Annotated in this window: 21 protein-coding genes and 1 pseudogene; 11 read left to right on the top strand and 11 right to left on the bottom strand. The window is 44.2% G+C overall.

The genetic code is table 11. From position 1 onward, the window contains the following. Nucleotides 1-348: 348 nt before the first annotated feature. Both AC30SH_RS03455 and birA read right to left on the bottom strand, forming a co-directional pair. Nucleotides 349-552, bottom strand: a complete 204-nt coding sequence (locus AC30SH_RS03455) for a YMGG-like glycine zipper-containing protein (RefSeq protein WP_109860065.1) — start codon at nt 550-552, stop codon at nt 349-351. Nucleotides 553-635: 83 nt separating this feature from the next. Continuing rightward, nucleotides 636-1,583, bottom strand: a pseudogene (gene birA / locus AC30SH_RS03450) (bifunctional biotin--[acetyl-CoA-carboxylase] ligase/biotin operon repressor BirA); the annotation flags it as partial. A 136-nt stretch (nt 1,584-1,719) separates the two neighbouring features. On the opposite strand from birA, the gene guaB reads away from it, so the two are divergent. The 7 genes from guaB to tilS all read left to right on the top strand — a co-directional run bounded on the left by guaB (nt 1,720) and on the right by tilS (nt 11,883). Then, nucleotides 1,720-3,186 carry an IMP dehydrogenase gene (gene guaB, locus AC30SH_RS03445; RefSeq protein ID WP_315028556.1) on the top strand — a complete coding sequence of 489 codons (1,467 nt, stop codon included), beginning with the start codon at nt 1,720-1,722 and terminating at the stop codon, nt 3,184-3,186. Between the two features lie 204 nt (nt 3,187-3,390). After that, entirely contained in the window at nt 3,391-4,767 is a 1,377-nt protein-coding gene (locus AC30SH_RS03440) for a nucleobase:cation symporter-2 family protein (protein WP_489582121.1), read from the top strand. A 154-nt stretch (nt 4,768-4,921) separates the two neighbouring features. Next, nucleotides 4,922-6,277: an anaerobic C4-dicarboxylate transporter DcuC gene (gene dcuC / locus AC30SH_RS03435; RefSeq protein ID WP_489582120.1), complete on the top strand. Its 1,356-nt coding sequence runs from the start codon at nt 4,922-4,924 to the stop codon at nt 6,275-6,277. A gap of 211 nt (nt 6,278-6,488) precedes the next feature. Next, nucleotides 6,489-8,048, top strand: a complete 1,560-nt coding sequence (gene guaA, locus AC30SH_RS03430; RefSeq protein ID WP_489582119.1) for a glutamine-hydrolyzing GMP synthase — start codon at nt 6,489-6,491, stop codon at nt 8,046-8,048. A 596-nt stretch (nt 8,049-8,644) separates the two neighbouring features. Then, on the top strand, nt 8,645-9,598 hold the full coding sequence (gene accA / locus AC30SH_RS03425) for an acetyl-CoA carboxylase carboxyl transferase subunit alpha (RefSeq protein WP_006718686.1): 954 nt from the start codon (nt 8,645-8,647) through the stop codon (nt 9,596-9,598). A 72-nt stretch (nt 9,599-9,670) separates the two neighbouring features. Beyond that, entirely contained in the window at nt 9,671-10,528 is an 858-nt protein-coding gene (pdxY, locus tag AC30SH_RS03420; RefSeq protein ID WP_489582118.1) for a pyridoxal kinase PdxY, read from the top strand. Between the two features lie 44 nt (nt 10,529-10,572). After that, on the top strand, nt 10,573-11,883 hold the full coding sequence (gene tilS / locus AC30SH_RS03415) for a tRNA lysidine(34) synthetase TilS (protein ID WP_489582117.1): 1,311 nt from the start codon (nt 10,573-10,575) through the stop codon (nt 11,881-11,883). Nucleotides 11,884-11,935: 52 nt separating this feature from the next. Here the strand turns inward: tilS and AC30SH_RS03410 are convergent, their stop codons facing one another. After that, on the bottom strand, nt 11,936-13,267 hold the full coding sequence (locus tag AC30SH_RS03410) for an NCS2 family permease (protein WP_442540037.1): 1,332 nt from the start codon (nt 13,265-13,267) through the stop codon (nt 11,936-11,938). Nucleotides 13,268-13,538: 271 nt separating this feature from the next. On the opposite strand from AC30SH_RS03410, the gene galE reads away from it, so the two are divergent. The 4 genes from galE (at nt 13,539) to adk (ending at nt 16,992) form a co-directional block, all read left to right on the top strand. Then, nucleotides 13,539-14,555, top strand: a complete 1,017-nt coding sequence (gene galE / locus AC30SH_RS03405) for a UDP-glucose 4-epimerase GalE (RefSeq protein ID WP_489582116.1) — start codon at nt 13,539-13,541, stop codon at nt 14,553-14,555. A 5-nt stretch (nt 14,556-14,560) separates the two neighbouring features. Continuing rightward, nucleotides 14,561-14,902 (top strand): hydrogenase maturation nickel metallochaperone HypA, encoded by a 342-nt coding sequence (gene hypA / locus AC30SH_RS03400; RefSeq protein ID WP_111294867.1) that lies wholly within the window; start codon nt 14,561-14,563, stop codon nt 14,900-14,902. 15 nt (nt 14,903-14,917) lie between these two features. Next, a complete protein-coding gene (locus AC30SH_RS03395) occupies nt 14,918-16,216 on the top strand; it encodes an MFS transporter (protein ID WP_485861356.1) in 1,299 nt (432 codons plus the stop codon). 131 nt (nt 16,217-16,347) lie between these two features. Further along, on the top strand, nt 16,348-16,992 hold the full coding sequence (gene adk, locus AC30SH_RS03390; protein WP_111306554.1) for an adenylate kinase: 645 nt from the start codon (nt 16,348-16,350) through the stop codon (nt 16,990-16,992). Nucleotides 16,993-17,073: 81 nt separating this feature from the next. Here adk and AC30SH_RS03385 read toward each other — a convergent pair whose 3' ends face one another. The 8 genes from AC30SH_RS03385 to AC30SH_RS03350 form a co-directional block, all read right to left on the bottom strand. After that, on the bottom strand, nt 17,074-18,594 hold the full coding sequence (locus tag AC30SH_RS03385; protein ID WP_489582115.1) for a YadA family autotransporter adhesin: 1,521 nt from the start codon (nt 18,592-18,594) through the stop codon (nt 17,074-17,076). A 400-nt stretch (nt 18,595-18,994) separates the two neighbouring features. Next, nucleotides 18,995-19,669 (bottom strand): DUF4145 domain-containing protein, encoded by a 675-nt coding sequence (locus tag AC30SH_RS03380; protein ID WP_489582114.1) that lies wholly within the window; start codon nt 19,667-19,669, stop codon nt 18,995-18,997. A gap of 18 nt (nt 19,670-19,687) precedes the next feature. Beyond that, entirely contained in the window at nt 19,688-23,689 is a 4,002-nt protein-coding gene (gene hrpA / locus AC30SH_RS03375) for an ATP-dependent RNA helicase HrpA (protein ID WP_489582113.1), read from the bottom strand. A 6-nt stretch (nt 23,690-23,695) separates the two neighbouring features. Next, a complete protein-coding gene (locus AC30SH_RS03370) occupies nt 23,696-24,076 on the bottom strand; it encodes a DUF423 domain-containing protein (protein ID WP_212509750.1) in 381 nt (126 codons plus the stop codon). Then, nucleotides 24,076-24,528, bottom strand: a complete 453-nt coding sequence (locus AC30SH_RS03365) for a DUF441 domain-containing protein (protein WP_048750312.1) — start codon at nt 24,526-24,528, stop codon at nt 24,076-24,078. Before AC30SH_RS03365 ends, AC30SH_RS03370 begins: the two co-directional genes overlap by 1 nt. 125 nt (nt 24,529-24,653) lie before the next feature. Next, entirely contained in the window at nt 24,654-24,983 is a 330-nt protein-coding gene (gene grxD / locus AC30SH_RS03360) for a Grx4 family monothiol glutaredoxin (RefSeq protein WP_212509751.1), read from the bottom strand. A gap of 93 nt (nt 24,984-25,076) precedes the next feature. Next, nucleotides 25,077-25,883: a TPM domain-containing protein gene (locus AC30SH_RS03355; protein WP_489582112.1), complete on the bottom strand. Its 807-nt coding sequence runs from the start codon at nt 25,881-25,883 to the stop codon at nt 25,077-25,079. Beyond that, nucleotides 25,876-26,325 (bottom strand): TPM domain-containing protein, encoded by a 450-nt coding sequence (locus AC30SH_RS03350; protein WP_212509753.1) that lies wholly within the window; start codon nt 26,323-26,325, stop codon nt 25,876-25,878. The genes AC30SH_RS03355 and AC30SH_RS03350 overlap by 8 nt, the downstream gene beginning before the upstream one ends. Nucleotide 26,326 lies beyond the last annotated feature (1 nt).

The raw sequence follows: 26,326 nt of genomic DNA, 5'->3' as shown, positions 1-26,326 counted from the left end.
ATACTGCTAGCCAAGTAATCTATCTATAAATAAATAAACGTTTTTCGTAGCACTATTCAGTTCAATTTTAAAATCTTTAATGATAAAAACGAATCTTCAAGTGCCCACACAGTTTGTCTGATTGATTGTTAAAGAACAAAAAACGACGCGCGGTTTTATGCTTTACAACGGCGCGTCGTTGTGGGGGCGTATTATAGGCATTTATCACTCCCTTGCAACCCCTTTTTACGTTTTTTTGCAAAATATTTTTTAACTGATTATTTTTTAGCTATTCCTAAATAGGAAAGTGCGGTCGAAAACCTACCTATTTCTAACCGCACTTTACTTGCTAAACCTGAGTGAATTCAATTATTTACCCACTTGACTTCCGATTAAGCCGCCTAATGCTGCGCCACCTAGCGTTGCTCCAGTTGAGCCACCAATCATGTTACCGGCAACCCCGCCTACAGCCGCACCGATAGCCGTGTTTTTCTGGGTTTTACTTAAATTACTACAAGCACCTAATGCCACTACTAGTGTCACAATGCCTAAAAATTTAACTGTCTTTTTCATATGTAACCTCATGAGTTATAAGTTAAATAAGTAATACCTTCACGATTACTCATAAAATTAGACGCATTTTTTTCTCGAAAGTTTTACTTTTTCCGCAACGAAACTTCACCTGCATTAAAATATTGAATGCCATTTTCTGTCATGAGACATAAATGACCTTGTGCATTAATCCCCTGTTCAATACCTGAAATGGTGCTTTTTTCGCTTATCACATTCACTTCAGTACCTAGATAGGCATCATATTCCAGCCATTGTTGTTGCATTTCCGCATCAATACCGTGCTGTTCAAAACGCGCTAAATAACGATAAATGGTATTGACTATTTGTATGATCAGTTTCTCTCGATCAATATATGGAAAAAATTCCGTCAACTCTGCCCAAGGTTGATCGATTTGTTTTTCTTGTCCAAGAAAAACATTCATGCCGATACCAACAACCAAATTTAATTTACCGTTTGGATGATTAACGATTTCCACCAAAATACCGGCCAGTTTTCGCTCATTAACCAAAATGTCATTCGGCCATTTTACTTGAAAACCGTACATATCCAATTCAACTAGCGCTTGCACAATCGCCAAGCCAATCACGGTACTTAACCCATCCAAAGGTTTACGAGGGTCCAATTGCCAGTAGAAACTCATGATAATTTGCCCGGCAAAAGGCGAAATCCATTGTCGCCCACGGCGACCACGCCCGGCGGTTTGATATTCAGCCAAGCAAAGATCACCTTTTTGAAGGTGAGCAACATTCTCTAATAAATATTGATTGGTTGAGGAAATGACCGGTTTAACCACCACATGATAAGGTTTCAACGCCTCCGCTAGACGTTTTTCATTTAATAAAGGTAATTCAGGGATCAAATAAAGATGATCATTTTCTAACGCAAAATACAGTCCTTGTTGCTCCATCTGGCGCACTTCTGCGAATAATTCCTCTTTGCTGCAAGCTAAAAGTGCGGTCAAATTTTCCAATGAATTTTCTACATCGCTTGTCAGTAATTCTAGTAATTTCGCCATAAATCCTTCCTGTTTTTCAGCGTTTAAACGATGGCTATCATACGCTAAAAATGCAAATTTTTTATCATTTTTTCTTTTCAAATACAGGATGGATCTGTATAATCCGCCCGCAATATTTTTTCATCATTTTAACTTAAAGAGAGATATTGCAATGGCATTACGCATCTTAAAAGAAGCACTCACATTTGACGACGTTCTTCTTGTTCCAGCTCACTCTACTGTGTTGCCTAACACAGCTAACCTTTCTACTCAATTAACCTCAACGATTCGTTTAAACATTCCTATGTTGTCAGCGGCAATGGATACGGTAACCGAAACGAAATTGGCTATTTCCCTTGCACAAGAAGGCGGTATTGGCTTTATTCATAAAAATATGTCCATTGAACGCCAAGTGGATCGTGTGCGTAAAGTGAAAAAATTTGAAAGCGGTGTGGTATCCGATCCCATTACGGTAACACCAACATTAACCATCAGCGAATTAAAAGCCATTGCACAGAAAAATGGCTTTGCCGGTTATCCGGTTGTCGATGCTGAAGGTAACTTGGTCGGTATTATCACCGGTCGCGATACCCGCTTTGTGTCTGATTTAAACAAAACCGTTGCCGATTTCATGACACCGAAATCTCGTTTGGTTACTGCTAAAGAAGGGGCAAAACGTGAAGAAATCTTCCAATTAATGCATGAACATCGCGTAGAAAAAGTGTTAATTGTTGATGATAACTTCAAATTAAAAGGTATGATTACCTTAAAGGACTATCAAAAAGCAGAACAAAAACCGAATGCCTGTAAAGATGAATTTGGTCGTTTGCGCGTCGGCGCAGCGGTTGGCGCAGGTCCTGGCAACGAAGAACGCATTGATGCGTTAGTCAAAGCGGGCGTCGATGTTTTATTAATCGACTCTTCTCATGGCCACTCCGAAGGCGTGTTACAACGTGTGCGTGAAACGCGTGCAAAATATCCGAATTTACCGATTGTTGCCGGTAACGTCGCCACCGCAGAAGGTGCGCTTGCCTTGGCAGATGCCGGTGCTAGCGCAGTTAAAGTAGGAATTGGCCCCGGCTCTATTTGTACCACCCGTATCGTCACCGGCGTGGGTGTGCCACAAATTACCGCCATTTCTGATGCGGCTGAAGCCTTAAAAGATCGCGGCATCCCAGTCATTGCTGACGGCGGTATCCGTTACTCCGGCGACATCGCGAAAGCACTTGCTGCAGGCGCCAGTTGCGTCATGGTCGGTTCCATGTTTGCCGGTACAGAAGAAGCACCGGGCGAAATTGAACTGTATCAAGGCCGTGCGTTCAAATCTTATCGCGGCATGGGCTCTCTTGGTGCCATGGCGAAAGGCTCAAGCGACCGTTATTTCCAATCCGATAACGCTGCCGACAAATTAGTGCCGGAAGGTATTGAAGGCCGTATTCCTTATAAAGGTTTACTCAAAGAAATCATTCACCAACAAATGGGCGGATTGCGTTCTTGTATGGGCTTAACCGGCTGCGCCACCATCGATGAATTACGTACAAAAGCACAATTCGTGCGTATCAGTGGCGCGGGTATTCAAGAAAGCCACGTACATGATGTCACCATCACCAAAGAAGCTCCGAACTATCGCATGAGCTAATTGGGTTTTATCTTTCACAAGAAGTGCGGTCGATTTTAAAAACGTTTTGAAAATCGACCGCACTTTTTATTTTCTCTTCTAGTCCTTTTAATAAACGTAAAATATTTTTCCCAACATAAAAGCAATCGTTTGCGCAAGATCATAAAATTCACTAAAATACCGCCCTCTTATTCTCCTAACCCCAGCGTATCTAAGGATCATTTTATGGAACACGCTCAACACCAAACAGAGGAAGCGGATTTAGTCTATCGCCTCGAAGATAAACCGCCCTTTTTCAACGCACTAATTAGTGCAATCACCCATTTATTAGCCATTTTTGTGCCGATGGTTACCCCTGCCCTGATTGTCGGGGGCGCGCTAAATTTACCGGTACACATGACCGCCTACTTAGTGTCTATGGCCATGGTTGCATCCGGCATCGGTACCTATATTCAAGTGCATCGTTTCGGTTTTATTGGCTCGGGCATGCTTTCCATTCAATCGGTCAATTTCTCTTTCGTGAGCGTCATGATTGCTGTGGGATTGAGCATGAAAGACAATGGCATTGACGAACACACCATGATTTCAACCTTGCTTGGTATTTCTTTCGTCGGTGCTTTTTTAGTTTGTGGTGCGGCTTGGATTTTGCCTTATTTAAAACGCGTCATTACTCCAACCGTAAGCGGTGTCGTGGTATTACTTATCGGTTTAAGTTTGATCGATATCGGCATTACCGATTTTGGTGGCGGTTTCGGTGCCAAAGGAACAGAAGCCTTTGGCTCACTACAAAACATCGGCTTAGCCGGTTTAGTGCTGGTCGTTGTGTTAATTTTTAACTGCATGCGCAATCCGTTTTTACGCATGAGCGGCATTGCCGTTGGCTTAATCGCAGGCTATATCGTTGCGTTATGCTTGGGCATGGTCGATTTTTCTCCATTAAAAAACGTGGACATCTTTACCATTCCAGTGCCATTTAAGTATGGTTTTGCTTTTGACTGGTCAGCATTTTGGGTTGCCGCCATCATCTATTTATTAAGTGTTTTTGAAGCTGTCGGTGACTTAACGGCAACAGCAATGGTTTCCGGTCAACCTTATGAAGGTGAAGAATTCCGCCAACGTTTACGCGGTGGCGTGTTTGCCGATGGCTTGGTGTCTGTGATTGCCACTGCCTTAGGATCTTTACCGCTCACCACCTTTGCACAAAATAACGGTGTCATTCAAATGACCGGCGTGGCTTCACGTCATGTTGGGAAATTTATCGCGGCCATTTTAGTGTTATTTGGTTTATTCCCAATTGTCGGACGCGCATTCACCACCATTCCAAGCCCGGTACTCGGTGGCGCAATGGTATTAATGTTCGGATTAATCGCCATCGCCGGTGTGCGAATCATCATGACTCACGGAATCAATCGCCGTGAAGCGGTTATCGCGGCCACCGCAGTGGGCGTGGGTTTAGGTGTCGCTTTTGAACCGGAAGTGTTCAAAATGCTGCCGGATGTTTTCCGCAATGCCATTGCAGCAGGTGGCATCACGGCTGTGGTATTAAACTTAATCTTGCCAAGAGATGCGCAAGATAAAAGCATTTACTTAAGCGAAAAATAAAAAGGATCGCAAGAAAAGGCGGTGTAAGAAAAACACCTGAAAAAAACACCGCACTTTTTATGATCAACCTCAAAATTTCAAATTAAAGCCGTTTACAACGGCTTTATTTTTTCGCTACATTCAGGCATCTATAAATACAACCTAAGGAGATATTATGGATTTAATTATCGGTCTAGTCGCAATTGTGCTCGTTGCGTATTACATCGTAAAAGGTTATTCCGCCACGGGCGTGTTAATGTTCGGCGGTTTAGTGTTACTACTACTTTCTGTGCTGATGGGACATTCTATTTTGCCGGAAAATGTAAAAAGCACGGGTTCAACCTATTTAGACATTATTGAGTATGTAAAATACTTGCTGTCTAACCGTAGCGGCGGTTTAGGCTTAATGATCATGGTGTTATGCGGTTTCTCCGCTTACATGACGCATTTAGGCGCAAACGATATGGTGGTGAAACTTGTTTCCAAACCACTCAAAAATGTACGTTCCCCTTACGTTTTAATGATCTTTGCTTACTTTCTCGCCTGCTTAATGTCTTTTGCAGTTTCTTCAGCAACAGGCTTAGGTGTGCTATTGATGGCGACGTTATTCCCGGTGATGGTCAACGTGGGTATTTCCCGCGGCGCGGCGGCGGCAATCTGCGCTTCACCGATTTCCATCATTTTATCCCCGACCTCCGGTGATGTGGTGTTGTCTGCGGAAATCTCTAAAATTCCACTGAGCGAATTTGCCTTTTCTACTAGCTTGCCGGTTTCCCTCTTTGCTATTTGCGGTATCGCCATTGCGCATTTCTTCTGGCAACGTTATTTAGATCGCAAAGAAGGCGTGGTAACCACCACATTGGATGTCACCGACATCAAAACCGACGTGCCAACGTTCTATGCCATTTTACCTTTACTGCCAATTATCGGCGTATTGCTGTTTGATGGCCAATGGGGCTTACCGAAATTACACATTGTCACCATTATCATTCTTTGTTTCATCATCACGGCGATAATTGACTTTGCCCGTAATTTCAGCGCGAAAAAAACCTTCGATAACTTAATCGTGGCTTATCGTGGTATGGCAGATGCCTTTGCCGGCGTAGTCATGTTATTAGTAGCCGCCGGAGTCTTTGCCCAAAGCTTAAGCACAATCGGTTTCATCACGAACCTCATTGATTCTGCCCAATCCTTCGGTGGCAGCGGACTCATCATGATGTTGGTGCTCGCCGTCATTACGATTTTGGCGACGATGGCAACTGGTTCCGGCAACGCAGCCTTCTACGCCTTCGCTGAATTAATTCCGAAACTTGCCACTCAAATGGGCGCTAACCCTGCCTACTTAACGATCCCGATGTTGCAAGCGTCCAACTTGGGTCGTGGTTTATCACCTGTCTCCGGCGTTGTAGTTGCCGTATCCGGTATGGCAAAAATTTCACCATTTGAAATCGTAAAACGTATGTCTGTGCCAATGCTCGTCGGCTTTATTTGCGTCATCATCGCTACTGAATTCTTCATTCCTGCCGTTTAATACGGCATAAAGTGCGGTCGGTTTTCAACGCGTTTTAAAACGCAGAAAAAAACACCGCACTTTACGTTGCCAAGCGATGCTATCGTTTACCTTATAAGGGGGAAATGGTAGAATGCGCCACCAGTTTGGGCGCGCGGTACAATTTATTGTCATGACAGTGCGACCGAAATTCAATCTATCCCAGCATACATAGAAATTGTTAGAGAAAACCATGACCAACATCCACAATCATAAAATCCTCATCCTCGACTTTGGTTCCCAATACACCCAACTTATCGCCCGTCGTGTGCGTGAAATCGGTGTTTATTGCGAACTTTGGGCGTGGGATGTGACTGAACAACAAATCCGTGATTTCAACCCAACCGGGATTATTCTTTCCGGTGGCCCGGAAAGTACCACGGAAGAAAACAGCCCGCGTGCGCCAGAATATGTTTTTAACGCGGGTGTGCCGGTACTGGGCATTTGCTACGGCATGCAAACCATGGCAATGCAACTTGGCGGTTTAACAGAAACCTCTGATCACCGCGAGTTCGGCTATGCTTCCGTTTTAATGGAAAATGCCACCGCACTTTTCGCCGATCTCAATGACGGCGACAATAAATTGGATGTGTGGATGAGCCATGGCGACAAAGTCACCCGCTTGCCACAAAACTTCCAAGTGACCGGTACAACACCAACTTGTCCGATTGCCGCAATGTCTGATGAAAGCCGCCATTTCTATGGCGTACAATTCCACCCTGAAGTCACACACACTAAAAAAGGCTTGGAATTATTAACCAATTTCGTGGTGAACATTTGCGGTTGCGAAACCAAATGGACTGCCGAAAACATCATTGAAGACGCCGTTGCCCGCATTAAAGAGCAAGTAGGCGATGACGAAGTGATTTTAGGTTTATCCGGCGGCGTGGATTCCTCTGTAGTTGCGTTGTTATTACATCGCGCCATCGGCAAAAACTTACATTGCGTGTTTGTCGATAACGGTTTATTGCGTTTAAACGAAGGCGATCAAGTCATGGAAATGTTCGGCAATAAATTCGGCTTGAACATCACGCGTGTGGATGCAGAAAGCCGTTTCTTAGGCGAACTTGCCGGCGTATCGGATCCGGAAGCGAAACGTAAAATTATCGGTAAGGTGTTTGTGGATGTTTTTGATGATGAGTCGAAAAAACTTACCAACGTCAAATGGTTGGCACAAGGTACCATTTACCCTGACGTGATCGAATCTGCTGCGAGCAAAACAGGCAAAGCGCATGTGATTAAATCCCACCACAACGTAGGCGGCTTACCGGATTATATGAAACTCGGCTTAGTCGAACCGTTACGTGAATTGTTCAAAGATGAAGTGCGTAAAATCGGTCTAGCTTTAGGCTTACCGGCTGAAATGATCAATCGCCACCCATTCCCTGGCCCGGGTTTAGGCGTGCGTGTACTCGGCGAAGTGAAAAAAGAATACTGCGATTTATTACGCCGTGCGGATGCCATCTTTATCGAAGAATTACGCAACAGCGGTTGGTATGAAAAAACCAGCCAAGCCTTCAGCGTGTTCCTACCGGTGAAATCTGTCGGCGTCATGGGCGACGGACGTAAATATGACTGGGTGATTTCCTTGCGTGCCGTAGAAACAATCGATTTTATGACCGCACATTGGGCACATTTGCCTTATGATTTATTAGGCAAAGTCTCCAACCGTATCATCAACGAAGTGAACGGTATTTCCCGCGTCGTGTATGACATTAGCGGCAAGCCACCAGCAACGATTGAGTGGGAATAACGTAGTAAAAATAGTAAAAAAAGCCTTGAATTTTCAGGGCTTTTTTATTTCTGTAAATACATTTTTAAAGCTAGAAAAACACCTGAAGTAACATCGGTCAGAAAGAAAATATCGAAATTAAGATTAATTAGAAATGAAACTTAGGATTGGGTGGTGAACTAAGCAGAATTGGTCTTAACAGTAAGCGGTATACTGCGTCGCATCCCTGCGGGTTTCTACCTAGTCCACCATTGACTGATGATGGTTTGTAGCTTGCGACATAAAACTGATACTAAAAGTGTTTATACCTTCAGCCCGCTTATTTCAGGAGACCAATCCTGACTTTCAGACATCTTATCTTGAAAGTGACTACATAATAAAATCGTTTTAGCTGATTGTCAATTGAAGCATAACTCGATATTTCAGTCATTTTTTTCATTCTTCCTTTATTCGATAAACACCATAAATTACTTTGATTACATAGCCTTAGCTGGTGTTACCAGATTAAAATTTATGACTTTTATGAAAAAAACACATAAAATATTCCGTCTGATTGCACCCACTCTAAAATCTTGTTAAAGTGCGGTACAAATTTTTCATAAAATTAGGAATTACAAATGAGTCAAGAATACTTAGATTTTGAATTACCCATTGCCGAACTTGAAGCGAAAATCGAATCTTTACGCGCTATGGCAAACCAAGATAATGACATTAATCTTGATGATGAAATTGCTCGCTTACAGAAAAAAAGCATCGAATTAACCGAAAAAACTTTTGCAAATTTAGATGCGTGGCAAGTTTCTAAAATGTCCCGTCATCCAAATCGTCCTTATACTCTTGACTACATCGAACATATTTTCACCGAATTTGAAGAACTTGCCGGCGATCGTGCTTTTGCCGATGACAAAGCAATCATCGGTGGTTTAGCCCGTTTAGACGGCAGACCGGTCATGGTTATTGGCCACCAAAAAGGCCGTACGGTAAAAGACAAAGTAAAACGTAACTTTGGTATGCCGGCACCGGAAGGTTACCGCAAAGCATTACGCCTCATGCAAATGGCAGAGCGTTTCAAATTGCCTATAATCACCTTCATTGACACCCCGGGAGCCTACCCTGGCGTAGGCGCGGAAGAACGCGGTCAATCAGAAGCCATCGCACGTAACTTACGCGAAATGTCCCTCTTAAAAGTGCCGGTGATTTGTACCGTTATCGGTGAAGGCGGTTCCGGCGGTGCCTTGGCTATCGGCGTAGGTGATAAAGTCAACATGTTGCAATACTCCACCTACTCTGTTATTTCTCCGGAAGGTTGTGCATCTATTTTGTGGAAAAGCGCCGATAAAGCCTCCACCGCAGCAGAAGTAATGGGTTTAACCGCCAATCGTTTAAAAGAACTTGGTTTGATTGACAACATCGTGCGTGAACCTCTCGGTGGGGCACATCGTAATTATGCTGAAATGGCGAAAAACTTGAAAAAACGTTTACTTGAAGACTTAGCTGATTTAGACGTGCTAAATCAAGAAAATCTGTTGGATCGCCGTTATCAACGCTTAATGAGCTACGGTTACGCATAGACAAAGAAAAACAAATAAAAATCCCACCGCACTTTCCGGCGTAGTCAAAAGAGAAGAAAAGGAGAAAAGGCAATGAAACACGTACTTTCAATTCAATCTCATGTGGTTTATGGCTACGCCGGCAACAAGTCGGCAACCTTCCCAATGCAATTGCACGGTATTGACGTTTGGGCGTTAAATACCGTGCAATTTTCCAATCACACCCAATACGGAAAATGGACAGGCATTGTCATTCCAAAAGAACAAATCGGCGAAATCGTACGCGGCATTGATGAAATTGATGCCTTGAAAAAATGTGATGCGGTGGTTTCCGGTTATTTGGGGTCTGCCGAGCAAATTGACGAAATTATCAACGCTGTTCATAAAATCAAGGCCATCAATCCTCATGCACTTTATTTATGCGATCCTGTGATGGGACACCCGGATAAAGGCTGTATCGTGGCAGACGGTGTGCGTGAAGGTCTGATTAACATTGTTTCAGAAGCGGATATTATTACACCGAATTTGGTGGAACTCCGTGAATTAAGCGGCCTACTGGTTGAAAACTTTGAACAGGCACTGACTGCCGTACAAGCTATTTTGGCAAAAGGGCCGAAAAAAGTGCTAGTCAAGCATTTAAGCAAAGTAGGCAAAGATGCAACACAATTTGAAATGTTGTTGGCAACCGAACAAGGCATGTGGCACATTTCCCGTCCGTTGCATCCATTTGATCGCGAACCTGTCGGCGTGGGTGATTTAACCGCCGGTTTATTCCTCGCCAACCTACTCAATGGCAAATCAGATGTAGAGGCGTTTGAACACATGGCGAATGCTGTCAATGATGTCATGCAAACGACGTTAGAACGGAGCGAATATGAATTACAAATCATTGCCGCCCGAGAGCTCATCGTCCATCCGCGCAGCCATTACAAAGCACAAAAAATTGCATAATTCTCAACTTCCTCCCGTCCAACGGGAGGAAATTTTATCCGCCTATGCTTCTTGAACAATTCTCACAGCAATTACAACGACTAGCCCCAAACCAAACTCACTTTCTTATTGGGTTTAGCGGTGGTTTGGATTCCACCGCGCTGCTCGCTTTATTTGCGAAACTCCGTGAAAAGCAACCGCACTTTCAGCTGCGCGCCATTCATATTCATCACGGATTAAGCGCCCATGCCGATGCTTGGTCAGCCCATTGTCAACAAATTTGCCGCCAATTCCATATTCCATTGCAAATTCAACACGTGAACGTCAGCATAGAAAACGGCATTGAGGCAGGTGCCCGCCAAGCCCGTTATGAAGCCATTGCACAGCAAATTTTACCAACTGAATGGCTCACCACGGCACACCATCAACAAGATCAAACGGAAACGTTTTTTCTTGCCCTAAAACGCGGCAGTGGCGTGCAAGGTTTAGGCGCCATGCCGTCGAAAAGCAACGTTTACGGTGTACCCATTTTTCGCCCCTTATTGAATTTTAGCCGCCAACAATTACAGGCATTTGTACAACAGCAAGGACTGAGTTGGGTTGAGGATGAAAGCAACGAAGATAATCAATACGATCGCAATTTCCTGCGTAACATCGTGTTGCCTGAATTGCGCCAACGCTGGGCGCATTTTGATTCGGCAGTGCAACGTTCCGCACAACATTGCTATGAACAACAGCAACTACTTAATGAACTGTTAGCGGAAGAATATCAAAAAAACATCGTAAAAAATGACCGCACTTTTCAGCTACAACATTTCGCCAACTATTCCTCTGTGAAACAACGCGCCTTATTACGCTTATGGTTGCAAGATTGGGGCGTTGCCCTCCCCTCTCTCGCGCAATTAGAACAAATTATTTCGGATGTTATTTTCGCGAAAGCCGATGCACAACCACAATTTCGCCTAGACGATAACATTGTCCGCCGCTATCAAAACCGTTTATTTCTCACACCGATGTTTACCGATATTTCACAGAAATATGTTGAGGCAACATTTGATCACCCCATTCCCTTGCCGGATCATTTAGGCACGCTGTTGCTACAAAAAACAACCGAAAAAATGACCGCACTTTGGCAGGATGAAAACGGCAACACACATAAAGAAACCTTGGCTTTACCGTTAGAGAGAACGAAAATTTGGATTCGATTTCGTTATTCGGGTAAGGTGAAATTAACCCCAAACGGCGTGAATAAAGACATTAAAAAAGTGTGGCAACAGTTGAACGTCGCCCCTTGGCAACGCCAACGCATTCCGCTGATCTTCTACGATGATAAGCTACAAAGTGCGGTCGGTTTTTTCACTGTTTTTCAAAATTAAGGCAAACAAAAAGGCGCATCAAAATGCGCCTTTGTTGTCTTTATTGGCTGAATTAAATCGCCCAACCGCAAGCGTAGAAAGCCACTAAAACAACAGCAATCACAACGGTACCGATATTTAAGCGTTTGAAGTCGCCACTCACCACACGGCCAATCACCAATGCAGCGAAGCCCAACATGATGCCGGTCACGATATTTGCCGTTAACACGATAAATACCGCACAAATCAACCCGCTCATGGCGCCAACGAAATCGTCAAAATCCAATTTGCTGACGTTGCTTAACATCAATAATCCCACGTACATTAGCGCCGGTGCTGTCGCATAGTTTGGCACTAAAAACGCTAATGGTTGGAAGAACAACATTAATAGGAACAATACGCCAACAACGATGGCGGTGATACCGGTTTTGCCGCCAGCAGCAGTCCCTGCTGCGGATTCGATATACACGGCTGCCGGTGCTGTGCCGAAAATACCGGAGAATAAGCTACTTACGGAGTCGGACGTTAAGGCTTTACCGCCATTAATGATTTGACCGTCTTTATCCAATAAATCCGCTTGTCCTGCCACTGCACGGATGGTGCCTGTAGCATCAAATACCGCAGTCATCACTAAAGCGAACACCACCGGTAAAATCGCCGGTTGTAATGCGCCCATGATGTCTAATTGCAAGAATAAAGACTCCTCGCCGAAACTTGGCATTTTAAAGACCTGGCCGTTAAAGGTGACATTCGGATCGAAAATTAAGCCGACCACGGTAATGGCGATAATCACCCATAAAATACCACCTTTCACTTGCATTTTTTCTAAGCCGATAATTAACGCCAAACCAATTAATGACATCATCACCGGAAACGCAGTGAACTCGCCCAATTTTACCGGCAAACCAGCTTGGTTGCTCACCACAAGCCCAACCCCATTTGCGGCAATTAAAAGCAAGAATAAACCGATACCGATACCCGCACCGTGTGCAATACCCACCGGTAAATTACGTAAAATCCAAGCGCGAATACCTGTGGCAGAAATCAGGGTGAAGAAAACCCCCATTAAAAAGACCGCACCTAAGGCGACCGGAATACTCACTTTTTGTCCGATAACCAAGCTAAACGCGGTAAATGCGGTTAAAGAAATAGCACAACCGATCGCCATTGGCGCATTCGCCCAAAAACCGATTAAGAGTGAGCCTAAGCCCGCAACTAAACAGGTTGCAATAAAGACCGATTCCGCCGGGAAACCCGCCGCACTTAACATGTTCGGCACAACGATAACGGAATACACCATGGCAAGGAAAGTGGTTAAACCGGCAACAATTTCTTTGCGTACGGTAGAACCGCGTTTAGTCAACTCAAAGCGTTTTTCTAAAGCGGAAGATGGAGAAGATGACATGAAATTACCTTTTAATTTGTCGTTGAAAAAAAGAGGCGCTATTTTACCTCAACGCCAAAAGAAGTAAACGTTTGCGCAAGAAATCGTTAAAAAACATCATTATTTTTTTAGGCTACTTAAACACTAAAAATCCCTTAGTTTTAACAACATAGAAATCTTGATAAAAACAATTCTCTAAAAGTAAATAACTTATTAATAAAGCTCATTTTTTGATGAAACAATCGGTGCTATACTAGCGCCAAATTTATTTTATAAATTAAGGAGAAACCCAATGACCATTTTAGTGACCGGCGGTGCCGGTTATATCGGCTCGCATACTGTCGTCGAATTATTAAACGCAGGCAAAGATGTGGTGGTATTAGACAATCTTTGCAACTCTTCGCCAAAATCCTTAGAACGCGTAAAACAAATCACCGGCAAGAGCGTAAAATTTTATGAAGGCGATGTGTTAGATCGCGACTTGTTACAAAAAATCTTTGCTGAAAATCAGATTCATTCCGTCATTCACTTCGCCGGGTTAAAAGCCGTTGGCGAAAGCGTGCAAAAACCTGCTGAATACTATATGAACAACGTCACCGGCTCATTGGTTTTATTACAAGAAATGAAAAAAGCCGGCGTGTGGAATTTTGTTTTCAGTTCTTCCGCCACCGTTTACGGCGATCCTGAAATCATTCCGATTACCGAAAACTGCAAAGTGGGCGGCACGACCAACCCGTACGGCACCTCTAAGTTTATGGTGGAACAAATCCTACGTGATATTGCCAAAGCAGAGCCGAAATTCAGCATGACCATTTTGCGCTATTTCAATCCGGTGGGCGCACATGAAAGCGGTTTAATTGGTGAAGACCCGAATGGCATTCCAAACAACTTATTGCCTTATATCAGCCAAGTGGCAATCGGCAAATTGCCTCAGCTTTCCGTATTCGGTAGCGACTACGACACCCATGATGGCACCGGCGTGCGTGATTACATTCATGTGGTGGATTTGGCGATTGGCCACTCAAAAGCGTTGGATCGCCATCAAGACGATGCCGGTTTGCACATTTATAATTTAGGCACCGGCGTGGGCTATTCCGTATTAGATATGGTGAAAGCGTTTGAACAAGCAAATGACATTCAAATTCCTTATAAATTAGTGGATCGTCGTCCGGGCGACATCGCCACCTGTTATTCCGACCCGAGCCTTGCGGCCAAAGAATTGGGCTGGAAAGCAGAACGTGGCTTAGCTCAAATGATGAAAGACACGTGGAATTGGCAAAAAAATAATCCAAAAGGCTATCGGGATTAAGCCTTATGCACGAACTCTCTTTGTGTCAAAACATCATTGAAATTGTTGAGCAGCAATGCAAACAACACAATGTCAACAAAGTCACCGACCTCTGGCTGGAGGTCGGTGCCCTTTCTTGCATTGAGCCCAGTGCGTTAGAGTTTGGCTTTGAAATGGCAGCGCAAGGCACACCGGCGGAAAATTGTAAGCTTCATTTAATTTCCATTCCCGCCAAAGCTTGGTGTTGGGATTGTAAACAACTCGTCGAAATTCAAGCCAATAACAGCACGTGCCCAAATTGCGGCAGCGCGCATTTACAACGCCAAAGCGGCGATGAACTCCGCATTAAAGAAATTGCCGTCGAATAAAATTGCCCTGAAATCATGATGACAGAACAACCGATTAAGCCTTCTCTCGCCACCCAAATTTTCAGCCGAAATATGCTGATTTGTGTCTTTACCGGCTTCAGCTCCGGTTTGCCACTTTTCGTGCTGTTGCAGATGTTGCCGATTTGGTTGTCGGACAATGGCATTAGCGTGCAAACCATCGGCGCTTTTACCTTAGTCACCCTACCCTACACGCTCAAATTTTTGTGGGCGCCTTTACTGGATCGCTATTTTCCTCGATTTCTCGGTCGCCGTCGCAGTTGGCTTGCCATTTCCCAACTCTTGCTTCTGCTGAGTCTTTACCTGATCGGTTTATACGATCCGAAAGAACAAATGCAGATTGTCATTTTTCTGGCCACGTTCATCGCCTTTATGTCCGCCACTCAAGACATTGTGTTAGATGCCTATCGACGAGAAATTTTGCGCGATAACGAACTGGGTTTGGGCAATACCATTCACATTAATGCTTATCGCATTGCAGGCTTGATTCCCGGTGGACTGTCATTGTATCTCGCCACGTTCCTGCCATGGGAAACGGTGTTTTTATTGACCGCACTTTTCATGCTGTGCGGACTGTTCATGACCTTCTTTTTAAGCCGCGAGCCACAAATTCAAATTCATCAAAACAAACAGCCGTTCTATCAAGCCTTTACCATTCCGCTACAAGAATTTTTCCAACGTAAAGGCATTTATGCAGGTATTGGCTTTATTGCCTTTCTGTTCCTGTATAAATTCGGCGATGCCCTTGCCACCACGTTACAAAGTAAATTCATCGTGGACATGGGCTTTAGCAAAACCGACATTGCCTTAGTGGTAAAAAGCACGGCGCTGTGGTCGAGCATTATTGCCGGCATGGCAGGCGGCATTGTGATGTTGCGTCTCGGCATTAACCGCGCGCTTTGGGTCTTTGGTTTTATTCAACTGATTACTATCGGTGGCTTTATTTGGCTTGCCGGATTTGATTATTTCCACGTTGTCGATAACGCAGCACGCTTAAAGCTCGGCATTGTGATTTGTGGTGAATATATTGGCGTGGGGCTTGGCACCGCGGCGTTTGTTGCCTTTATGGCACGTGAAACCAACCCGCTTTACACCGCGACTCAACTGGCGTTATTTACCAGCCTTGCCGCCTTACCGAGCAAAGGGCTTGGCGCACTGTCCGGCGAAATCGTTGCGGCAGTAGGCTACTACTATTTCTTCTGGATTTGCTTATTTTTAGCCATCCCGGGCATGCTCTGCTTATGCTGGGTAGCTCCGTGGAATGAAAAAGTCACCACGCTGAATGCTGGCAATTGACATTTTTAGGGAATTAAGCAACCATACGCCACGATTAATAAAACATTTTCAAAAACGACCGCACTTTCTTCCCATTAGCGGAAAAGTGCGGTGGTTTTTTCAGTTATTTTTCATTTAAAAAAGAGGACAACATGAAAATTATTCTATTAGGCGCACCGGGCGCAGGAAAAGGCACACAAGCACAATTCATCATGAATAAATTTGCCATCCCGCAAATTTCCACGGGCGACATGTTACGCTCTGCGATCAAAGCCGGCACCGAATTAGGCAAACAAGCCAAAACCTTAATGGACGCCGGTCAATTAGTGCCGGATGATTTAATCATTTCCTTAGTAAAAGAACGCGTAGCACAACCTGACTGCGCCAAAGGTTTCTTACTTGACGGTTTCCCTCGTACGATTCCACAAGCAGACGCATTGAAATCTGCCGGTATCGCGATTGATTATGTATTGGAATTTGATGTGCCAGATGAAGTGATCGTAGAACGCATGAGCGGTCGTCGTGTACACCAACCTTCCGGTCGTTCTTACCACATCGTTTACAACCCACCAAAAGTGGAAGGTAAAGACGATGTGACCGGCGAAGATTTAATTATCCGTGCCGACGACAAACCGGAAACCGTGTTAGATCGCCTGAAAGTGTATCACAACACCACCAAACCATTAGTAGACTACTACCAAGCAGAAGCCAAAGCGGGCAACACCCAATATTTCCGTTTAGACGGCACGCAAAAAGTGGAAGATGTCAGCAAAGAATTAGACAAAATCTTGGCGTAATTCCTCATCGCAACAAAAAAGCCATTCTATTTCAGAATGGCTTTTTTATTATGCTCCGATTAACTCGGGATTAACGGTTTATTACCATTGGTAAAGCGCACCGGCACCCACACCGTAGTTACCACGGCTGTTGGTAGAAACACTGGCTTTAAACACCCAATTTTCATTAGGGGTAACACCGGACACACCAAGAGAAACCGCAGATTGACCACCATAGAAACCGGTACCCACACCCACACCGATTGCACCGGCTTTCGTGGATTGAGGAACGGAAGCGTGAGAAATCGCACTCGCAACGCCGCCTCTTAAGTCTTTGTTTAAGAGATTTACATTGCCACGCAATTCATTGATGGAATTGTTATTAGCCGCTAATTGAGTGTTAATCGCCGCAATATTATTCGCATTGGTCTGAATGTTAGCTGTGTTAGTCGCAATATTAGCTGTATTAGCTGTAATCTTACCCGTGTTAGTCGCAATATTAGCTGTATTAGTCGTAATATTGGTTTTATTGGTTGCGATATCAGCTTTATTAGTTGCAATATCTGCTTTGTTGGTTGCAATATCTGCTTTGTTGGTTGCGATATCAGCTTTATTAGTTGCAATATCTGCTTTGTTGGTTGCAATATCTGCTTTGTTGGTTGCAATATCTGCTTTGTTGGTTGCAATATCTGCTTTGTTGGTTGCGATATCAGCTTTATTAGTTGCAATATCTGCTTTGTTGGTTGCAATATCTGCTTTGTTGGTTGCAATATCTGCTTTGTTTTTCTCAACTTTACCGTCTAAAGATTTTAACTGAGCCACGTTCACTGCATCAGTGTCTTTTTTACCAGCGGCAACACTGGTAATTTGACGAGTGATATTCTTGTCAACATCACCAACAGAAACTGCCCCTTTCGTTGATTGCCAAGTTGCATCGGTTTTGTTTCCGGTTGATGGATCATAACCTTGAACACCGCTATTTACGGTTGTTTTAGAATTAGATCCCAACGCTACAGAATCTTGAATGCTTGCACCAGCTTGACTACCGATTGAAACTGCACCAGAACCTGTCGCACCGGCATCTGCATCTGATGCTAAACCAATACCAATTGAACCGGTATTTGTTGCTTTTGAGGCTATACCCAAAGCGGCAGAGTAAGCGCCTGAAGCATTACTTGATACCCCAACTGCAGTTGTAGCAGTCCCTGTCGCACTAGCCTGATTACCTAATGCAGAATTATAGTCGCCTATAGCTTTTGCACCATAACCGTATGCACTAGCACCATTTCCTCTAGCAACTGTGTCAGTGCCAATAGCTGTTGCGCCACCAATTTTTTGGTCTTTGCTGGTAGTATGGTCATTAGCCTTAGCATTATCACCAACTGCAACATCCTTTGAAAAACCAGCCGCAGCATCTTTACCAATAGCAACGGAATCGTCTGATTTTGCCCCATCATTATTGTAGTTGCCTTTTGTTGTAGGAGCCCCAGGAGCAACACTAATAAAGTGTTCCGGTGCTGCTGCGTTGGCAAGCGTAGAGACACCAAATGCAGAAAGAAGTACGACTGCTGCCGTAGATAATTTCATGCTTGTATTTTTATTTAACTTACTTACATTTTTCATAATAGGTACCATAAAGTTAAAAAATAGACTAGTTATCATCAATGATAAGAAATGCACCCTTGCACTTCTCTTAAAATTTTAGCACAAAAAAAAATCACCATCACTCCATTTGATTTCTTTATGCTTATTAAGTATTTAGCTCCAAGGCATCATAAACATAAATTATTACATAAAGACACAATCAATCTATGATATGCATATCTCCCGATTCACCTCTTAAATCGAAGATACAAGACGCAAATGAAAAACGATGAGGAAAATGACCGCACCTTTTAAAAACAGAACGATGGTTTAAGCGTCCTCGCTTGGACCAAATAAGCACAAGCGTGGACGCTTGCGCTATCTTAGAGGCTAATATAGATAGCGCACACGCTATCGTGGTATTAGCCTTTTCCAAAATTTACTCTTCAGACTTAGCCCTATTTCTAGTATCTTGGCTTTCTGCAGACTTTCTAGCTGATTCAGGAGTCTTCAAATATAATTCATCCAGCTCTTTTGGTTCTGTAATAGCTTTACGAACAATGAAGTTAATTAAGTCAAACATTTTTTCTGCAACATCATCAAAATCTTCATCTGACATAGTTCCTGGGTGAACTGCATTATTTCCAGTAATTCTTAAGGTATCTGCAACTTGTATCACCTTAGCAGGCAAAGAACCATCACCTGCTAATGCACGAATATCAGCATTAATGTTTTTACCCTCTTTACCCAAGTGTTTTAATAACTTCTGCAATGCCAATCTTAGCAAAGCTGCTCCACCACGCTGAGATTTGCTAAAAATAGAAGCTGCTTCCATATAATCTGTCTTCACATCTTCGGGCATATCGTCTACTGGAAAAGGTGCATTTCCCGTATCAGGGAAAATCATAAATCCTACGGTCCTTACACCTACAAGTGGAACGGTATGTGTTTCTTTTCTCCATAAACTTTTTTTCTTACATTTATAACATTCAGCCTCACTATAATCAGAAAATGCACCTATTGGATAACTCACCCATTCCATATGGGCATACGCATTACAAAACGGGCAATTAAAAGCCTTAAGATCAAATTTCGGCGCAACATAGTTGTTCATATATTTTCCCCATAATTATTAAATTTCATTAATCAAATTCAAAACCCGCTTATCCGACACCTGATACTTGGTCCCTAACTGCTGCGCAAATAAACTCACGCGCAATTCCTCAATCATATAGCGAATCTCTGCCACTTCATCAGAAATCGGTTTGGATTTTGGCAGTTTGGCAAGAAGTTGTTGGTAGGCTTGTTGCACTTGTTCCACGCGTAACATAGCGGCACGATCGCGATTCACATCCTGAGTGAGTTTATCCATGCGTTTGTCGATGGCTTGCAGATAGCGGAGTAAGTCCGGCAGGCGGGTATAGCCGCTTTTTTGCACGAAGCCTTGATAAATCAAACCTGAAATCTGGCTTTTCATATCAGACAGGGCAAACGCCATGGTGAAATCCATTTTTCCTTTAAGGCGTTGATTGAGCTGATGTGTGAGCGTAAGGATCTGCTCCACTTTTTGCGCAATATCTACGGTGACTTCATTAACATTTTCACGCACAAAATCGCGTAGCTTATCAAAGCCTTCTTCATTCCACACAAAGCCGCCAAAATCCGCAATCAGTTTATCCACGGCACAGGCGATGCAGTCGTCAATCAAATCCAACACACGACCAAATGGCGTGAAATACAGCCCCAATTTGGCCTTATTCGGCAATTTTTCATGCAGATATTTAATCGGTGACGGCACGTTGAGCAGCAACAATCGGCGCAACCCCTGTTGCATTGCCACCGCTTGTTCAAATTCCGTTTCAAACAGTTTAATGCCCACTGCGTCTTTTTCGTCTACAATGGCAGGAAAGGCTTTCACACTGAAACCGCGCTGCTTTTGTTCGTAACATTGCGGCAACTCCGCAAAACTCCAAATGTGCAGTCCGCTTTGTTCAATGCCATCGTCTGCCACAGCAGAAATGCTTTCTTGTACACGGTCTTTTAAGCTAAATTTCAGCTCGTCCAAATTCATGGATTCGGCGATTTTCTTGCCGTTTTCATCCACCACGCGGAAAGTCATTTTTAAATGGCTTGGGATTTGTTCCCAATGCCAATGTTCCGCTTCTACGGTGACGCCCTTCATGCGACGCAATTCATAAATCAGCGTATCCAATAGCGGTTTTTCCAACGGCACTGCACGCCCTAAAAAGGCTTGCGCATAATTGGGTGCAGGCACGAAATTACGGCGATAGGATTTCGGCAGAGACTTAATCAGCGCGATGACTAGTTCTTCCCGTAAACCAGGAATTTGCCAATCAAAGCCCGTCATTTCCACTTGGTTGAGCAACGGCAACGGAATATGTACGGTCACGCCGTCCGCATCCGTGCCCGGTTCAAATTGATAAGTTAATTTGAGTTTTAAATTGCCTTGATGCCAGAAATTCGGGAAATCCAGCTTGCTCACTTGTTCCGCATCATCGTTAATCAGGAATGAGCGTTCAAAATTAAGCAGCTCGGGATCTTGTTTTTCTACCTTTTTCCACCAAGTATCAAAATGTTTTTGCGACACCACTTCCGTGCCAATACGCTGATCGTAAAACTCAAATAAGGTGCGCTCGTCCACCAAAATATCGCGGCGACGGCTTTTATGTTCCAATTCCTCCACTTCACGAATCAGCTGCTGATTTTGCTTGAAAAATTTGTGCTTGGTGTTCCAATCCCCTTCCACCAAGGCAGATTGAATAAAGAGCTCACGACTCACTATTGGGTCAATCGAGCCATAATTCACCGGTCGGGCTGCCACAATCGGCACGCCATACAAGCTCACCTTTTCATCGGCAATCACCGCCCCACGAGATTTCGACCAACGTGGCTCGGAATAGGATTTTTTCGTTAAATGCTCGGCAAGCGGCTCAATCCATTCCGGCTCAATTTCCGCCACCATGCGCCCCCAAAGTTTGGAGGTTTCCACCAACTCTGCCGCCATCACCCATTTCGGTTGTTTTTTGAAAAGCACGGAATTAGGGAAAATCGCAAAATGCGCATTGCGGGCGCCAAGATATTGTTGTTTTTCAGCTTCTTTTAAGCCGATATGCGACAGCAAGCCACTTAAAAGTGCGGTGTGAATTTTCTGATATTCTGCTTTTTCCGAATTAATCGGCAAGCCCATTTCACGCACAGCAAGGCGAATTTGTTGATAAATATCCTGCCATTCACGAATGCGCAAATAATTTAAAAAATCCTTTTGGCACTGACGGCGGAATTGGTTTTTCGTTAATTCTTTTTGCTGTTCTTGCACATAATGCCAAAGATTCAAGAACGCCAAGAAATCCGATTTTTTATCGGCAAAGCGACGATGTTTTTCATCGGAAGCCTGTTGTTTTTCGGTTGGGCGCTCACGCGGATCTTGAATGGATAACGCCGAGACAATAATCATCACTTCATAAACGCTGCCAAAATCGACCGCACTTAGAAGCATTTTGGCAAGGCGCGGATCGACAGGAAGTTGGGCAAGTTGGCGACCGATTGGGGTAAGTTCCCAACCTTGCTTTTTCTCTGTCAATTCGCTAGCGCGCGTCTCCTGACGCGAGCTTTCATTTGTCAAATTTTGGACACGCGTCGGGAGACGCGCGCCATCATGAGATTTATATTTTTTCGGTTGAATCGCGCCTAACTCTTCCAATAACTTCACGCCATCTTGGATATGCCGTTTATCCGGCGCATCGACAAAAGGAAACGCTTCAATGTCGTCCAAACCCAACGCCGTCATTTGCAAAATGACAGAAGCCAAATTGGTACGCAGAATTTCCGGATCGGTAAATTCCGAGCGATTATTAAAATCCTCTTCCGAATAAAGACGAATACAAATGCCCTCACTTACCCGTCCGCAACGACCTTTTCGCTGATTAGCAGAAGCCTGTGAAATCGGCTCAATCGGCAAGCGTTGCACTTTGGTGCGATAGCTATAACGGGAAATACGCGCCGTGCCTGGGTCAATCACATATTTAATGCCTGGCACGGTGAGCGAGGTTTCCGCAACGTTGGTCGCTAACACAATGCGATTTAGCCCACTCGGATGAAAAATTTTGTTTTGTTCTTGCGCAGACAAGCGGGCAAAGAGCGGTAGGATTTCCGTGTGTTTTAGATTTTGCTTTTGCAAGGCTTCGGCGGTGTCTCGAATTTCCCGTTCACCGTTCATAAAGATCAAAATATCGCCGCGCCCTTCCGCTTGCAGCTCATCCACCGCATTAAGAATGCCTTGTAGCTGATCTTGATCGTCTTCTTCCGCAACAGGGCGATAACGCACTTCCACGGGATAAGTTCTGCCCGAGACTTCAATAATCGGCGCGTTATTAAAATGTTTAGAAAAACGTTCCACATCAATGGTGGCCGAGGTGATAATGACTTTTAAGTCCGGACGGCGTGGTAGCAACTGTTTCAGATAACCGAGAATAAAATCGTTGTTCAAGCTGCGTTCATGGGCTTCATCAATAATCAGGCAAGAATATTGATTGAGGAAACGATCCGTTTGAATTTCAGCCAGCAAAATCCCGTCTGTCATCAACTTGATTTGGGTGTTATCGCTAATCTGATCATTAAAACGGACTTTATACCCCACTAAATCGCCAAGCTCTGTTTGTAATTCTTCGGCGATTCGAGCAGCTACCGAACGGGCGGCAATACGGCGCGGTTGGGTGTGTCCGATTGTGCCGAGATTGCCTAAGCCAAGCTCCAAACACATTTTCGGCAACTGCGTGGTTTTCCCTGAACCGGTTTCCCCCGCCACGACGATCACTTGATGCTCGGAAAGCAGTTTTTGAATTTCTGCTTTGCGTTGGCTAACAGGCAGGCTTTCCGGAAAAACGATGAGATTTTGCACCGCACTTTTCCGTTGTTCTACACGAAATCTTGCTTGTTCAATTTGTTGTTGGATTTCAGCCGCAACGGCTTGTTGCGCCTCTTGGCTTTTAATCTTGCCGATGCCATGAATGCGGGCGGATAAACGGCGTTGATCCAGCCGCATGATGTCGTTGAGTTGAGAAAAAAGGGATTGCTGTAAAGAGGTTACTTCACGTTTTACTGATTTGTTCTTCATACCTATTTACTTTTTCAAACTGCCGTAAGCCAAGCAAAACCAGCCGATTAAAAATAACGTACCGCCGACAGGAGTTACCCAAACCAGGAATTGTCCTGCGCCAAGCGCGAGTGCATAAAGACTGCCGCTAAAAAGAAGAATACCGAATGCCCATGCACCCGCAGCGAAATTGGCCATTTTGCCGGCAACCAATGATTCACGGCACAATTGCGCAATGCCGATACCCATGATGGCAAGGGTATGGAACATTTGATATTTCACACCGGTTTCAATCCACGCTAAAGCTTTAGGATCTAAAACCTTGCTTAATCCGTGTGCCGCAAAAGCGCCAATCGTCACACATAAGAAACCGCTCAATGCAGCGATAAATAACCATTTGTTTTTCATTAGAATTTTCCTATGAGTAATGCCAAAATACCGGCAGCGATAAGTGGTCCGACAGGGATACCGCCCAGAAAAGAGACACCAATAATGGTGCCAATCACCAAGCCTGTCACTAAGACAGGTTGTTCCCCCATCAGCGGAACGCCTTTGCCCGCAAGCCAGGCGACCAATACACCCACTGCAATGGCAACGAACATTTTCCAACTGACAAATGCCGACAGGCCGGGAAGCTGAATTTTACCGGAAACCAACGGGCTCAAAACGCCGATGGTTAAAATCACAATACCAATGCTCAAGCCGTATTTTTCCAAATAGGGAATATATTTAGCGAGAAGCGTTTGTTGCATGATCAGCAGCACTGCGGCAGAGATAGTGATAGAGCTGTTGTGGCTAAGAATGCCGAGCAAAATTAACACCACTAAAAGTAACGCAATCATATTGAATTGAAGCGACATATTGATCCTAAAGTGCGGTAAAAATTTGCGGAGAATTATAGCATAAGCCATCAAATTTGCCCTGTGGCAGACAACAAAAAACCGCACTTGGGGAAGCCAAAGTGCGGTTGTATTTCAAAACGTTTTTATGCTTGCGTATGTCTTGCGGCGACTTCTTCTAATAAGGTTTTAAGTTCACCTTGTTGAAACATTTCCAACACGATGTCACAACCGCCGATTAACTCGCCTTCTACCCATAATTGCGGGAATGTCGGCCAATTGGCGTAAGCCGGTAATTCAGCACGAATATCCGGATGTTGCAAAATATCCACATAACCGAAGGGTACGCCACAGTTAATCAACGCTTCCACCGCACGAGCAGAGAAACCGCAAGAAGGGAATTTTGGCGAGCCTTTCATGTAAATCAGAATCGGATTTTCGCTGATTTGTTTTTTGATTTTATCTAGAGTTTCCATAATGTTCCTTGTATTCATTGAATGAGAAAACGCGCGCATTGTATCACAAACCCAAGTTGCCACAAATAAAAGTCGAGCGTTTTACTACGTTATTTACCAGCTTCCACCTGCGCCACCGCCGTCAAAGCCGCCTCCACCGAATCCGCCACCGGAACCACCGCCGAAACCGCCTCCGCCAAAGCCACCACCGAAACCACCGCCATCTCTGTCGTTACGACGACGGTCTGACATGGATTTTCGCAATACGTCATTTAGCACATGATTATTGGTTGGCGTGACATAAGGTCGGCGACTGTTCATTTCCGCCACCACCACAATCAAAATAAACAGCGCTAACATGATAAAGGGCACAAAATCCCCGAAATCATTCTCTTCTTCCGCTTGTGCGGCAAATTCGCCTTTGGTTGCAGCAATAATGTAATCCAAGCCATTATCGATGCCTTGGGCATACTGCTCGTTACGGAAATAAGGGCGAATTTGGTTGCGAATAATTTGTGATGCAAGGGCATCGGTCAACACGCCTTGCAAGCCTTGTCCCACCGCAATAAACAATTTGCGATCGTCTTTGGCAATGAGTAACAACACACCGTTATTCAGATTTTTTCGCCCGATACCCCATTTATCGCCTAATTCAAAGGCATATTGAGAAATCTCATATTCACCGGTCGTCGGCATAATCACCACCGCAATTTGCGAACTGGTTTCTTTGCCATAGGCTACCAACTTAGCCTCTAATACGCCAAGCTGCTTTTCCGATAAGGTGTTCGTGTAGTCATTCACATAACGGAAAGGTTTTGGGGAATCAGGAAAGGTGACGGCGGAAACAGTCGTCGCCATAAAAATGCAGAAAAAAATGACTGCACTTTTTAAGCTCAATAAACCAAATACGCGTTTAATCATGAATGATCACCTCGTTATCCAGTTCATTTTTATCATCCGGTTGAACCGGAAAATGCTGAATTAAGTGTTCACCAATTTTCTGCATCGAAGCCAAAATACCTTCCGTATATTGCTTTTGTTTAAAATGCGCAATCATGCGGGCACATTCTGTTTGCCAAAAATCATCGCCCACATACTGATGAATACCGATATCACCGATAATCGCACATTGACGATCATCATAGGCAATATAAATCAACACGCCATTACGCGCCGCCGTTTGATGCATTTCAAGTTGTGAAAAAACACCCAACGCACGTTCATAAACAGAAAGTGCGGTCGGTTTTGACGGTATTTTTCGTTCGATAAAAATCCGAAATTCAGCGGAGGTTTGTCGCTCAAGGCAGCTAATCTCCGCCTCGAGCTGTTTTTTATCTATCGGGATTTTTGAAAATAATGGCATC

The sequence above is a fragment of the Aggregatibacter sp. HK296 genome (assembly GCF_980469475.1).
This window is presented reverse-complemented; position numbering and strand designations above follow the sequence as displayed.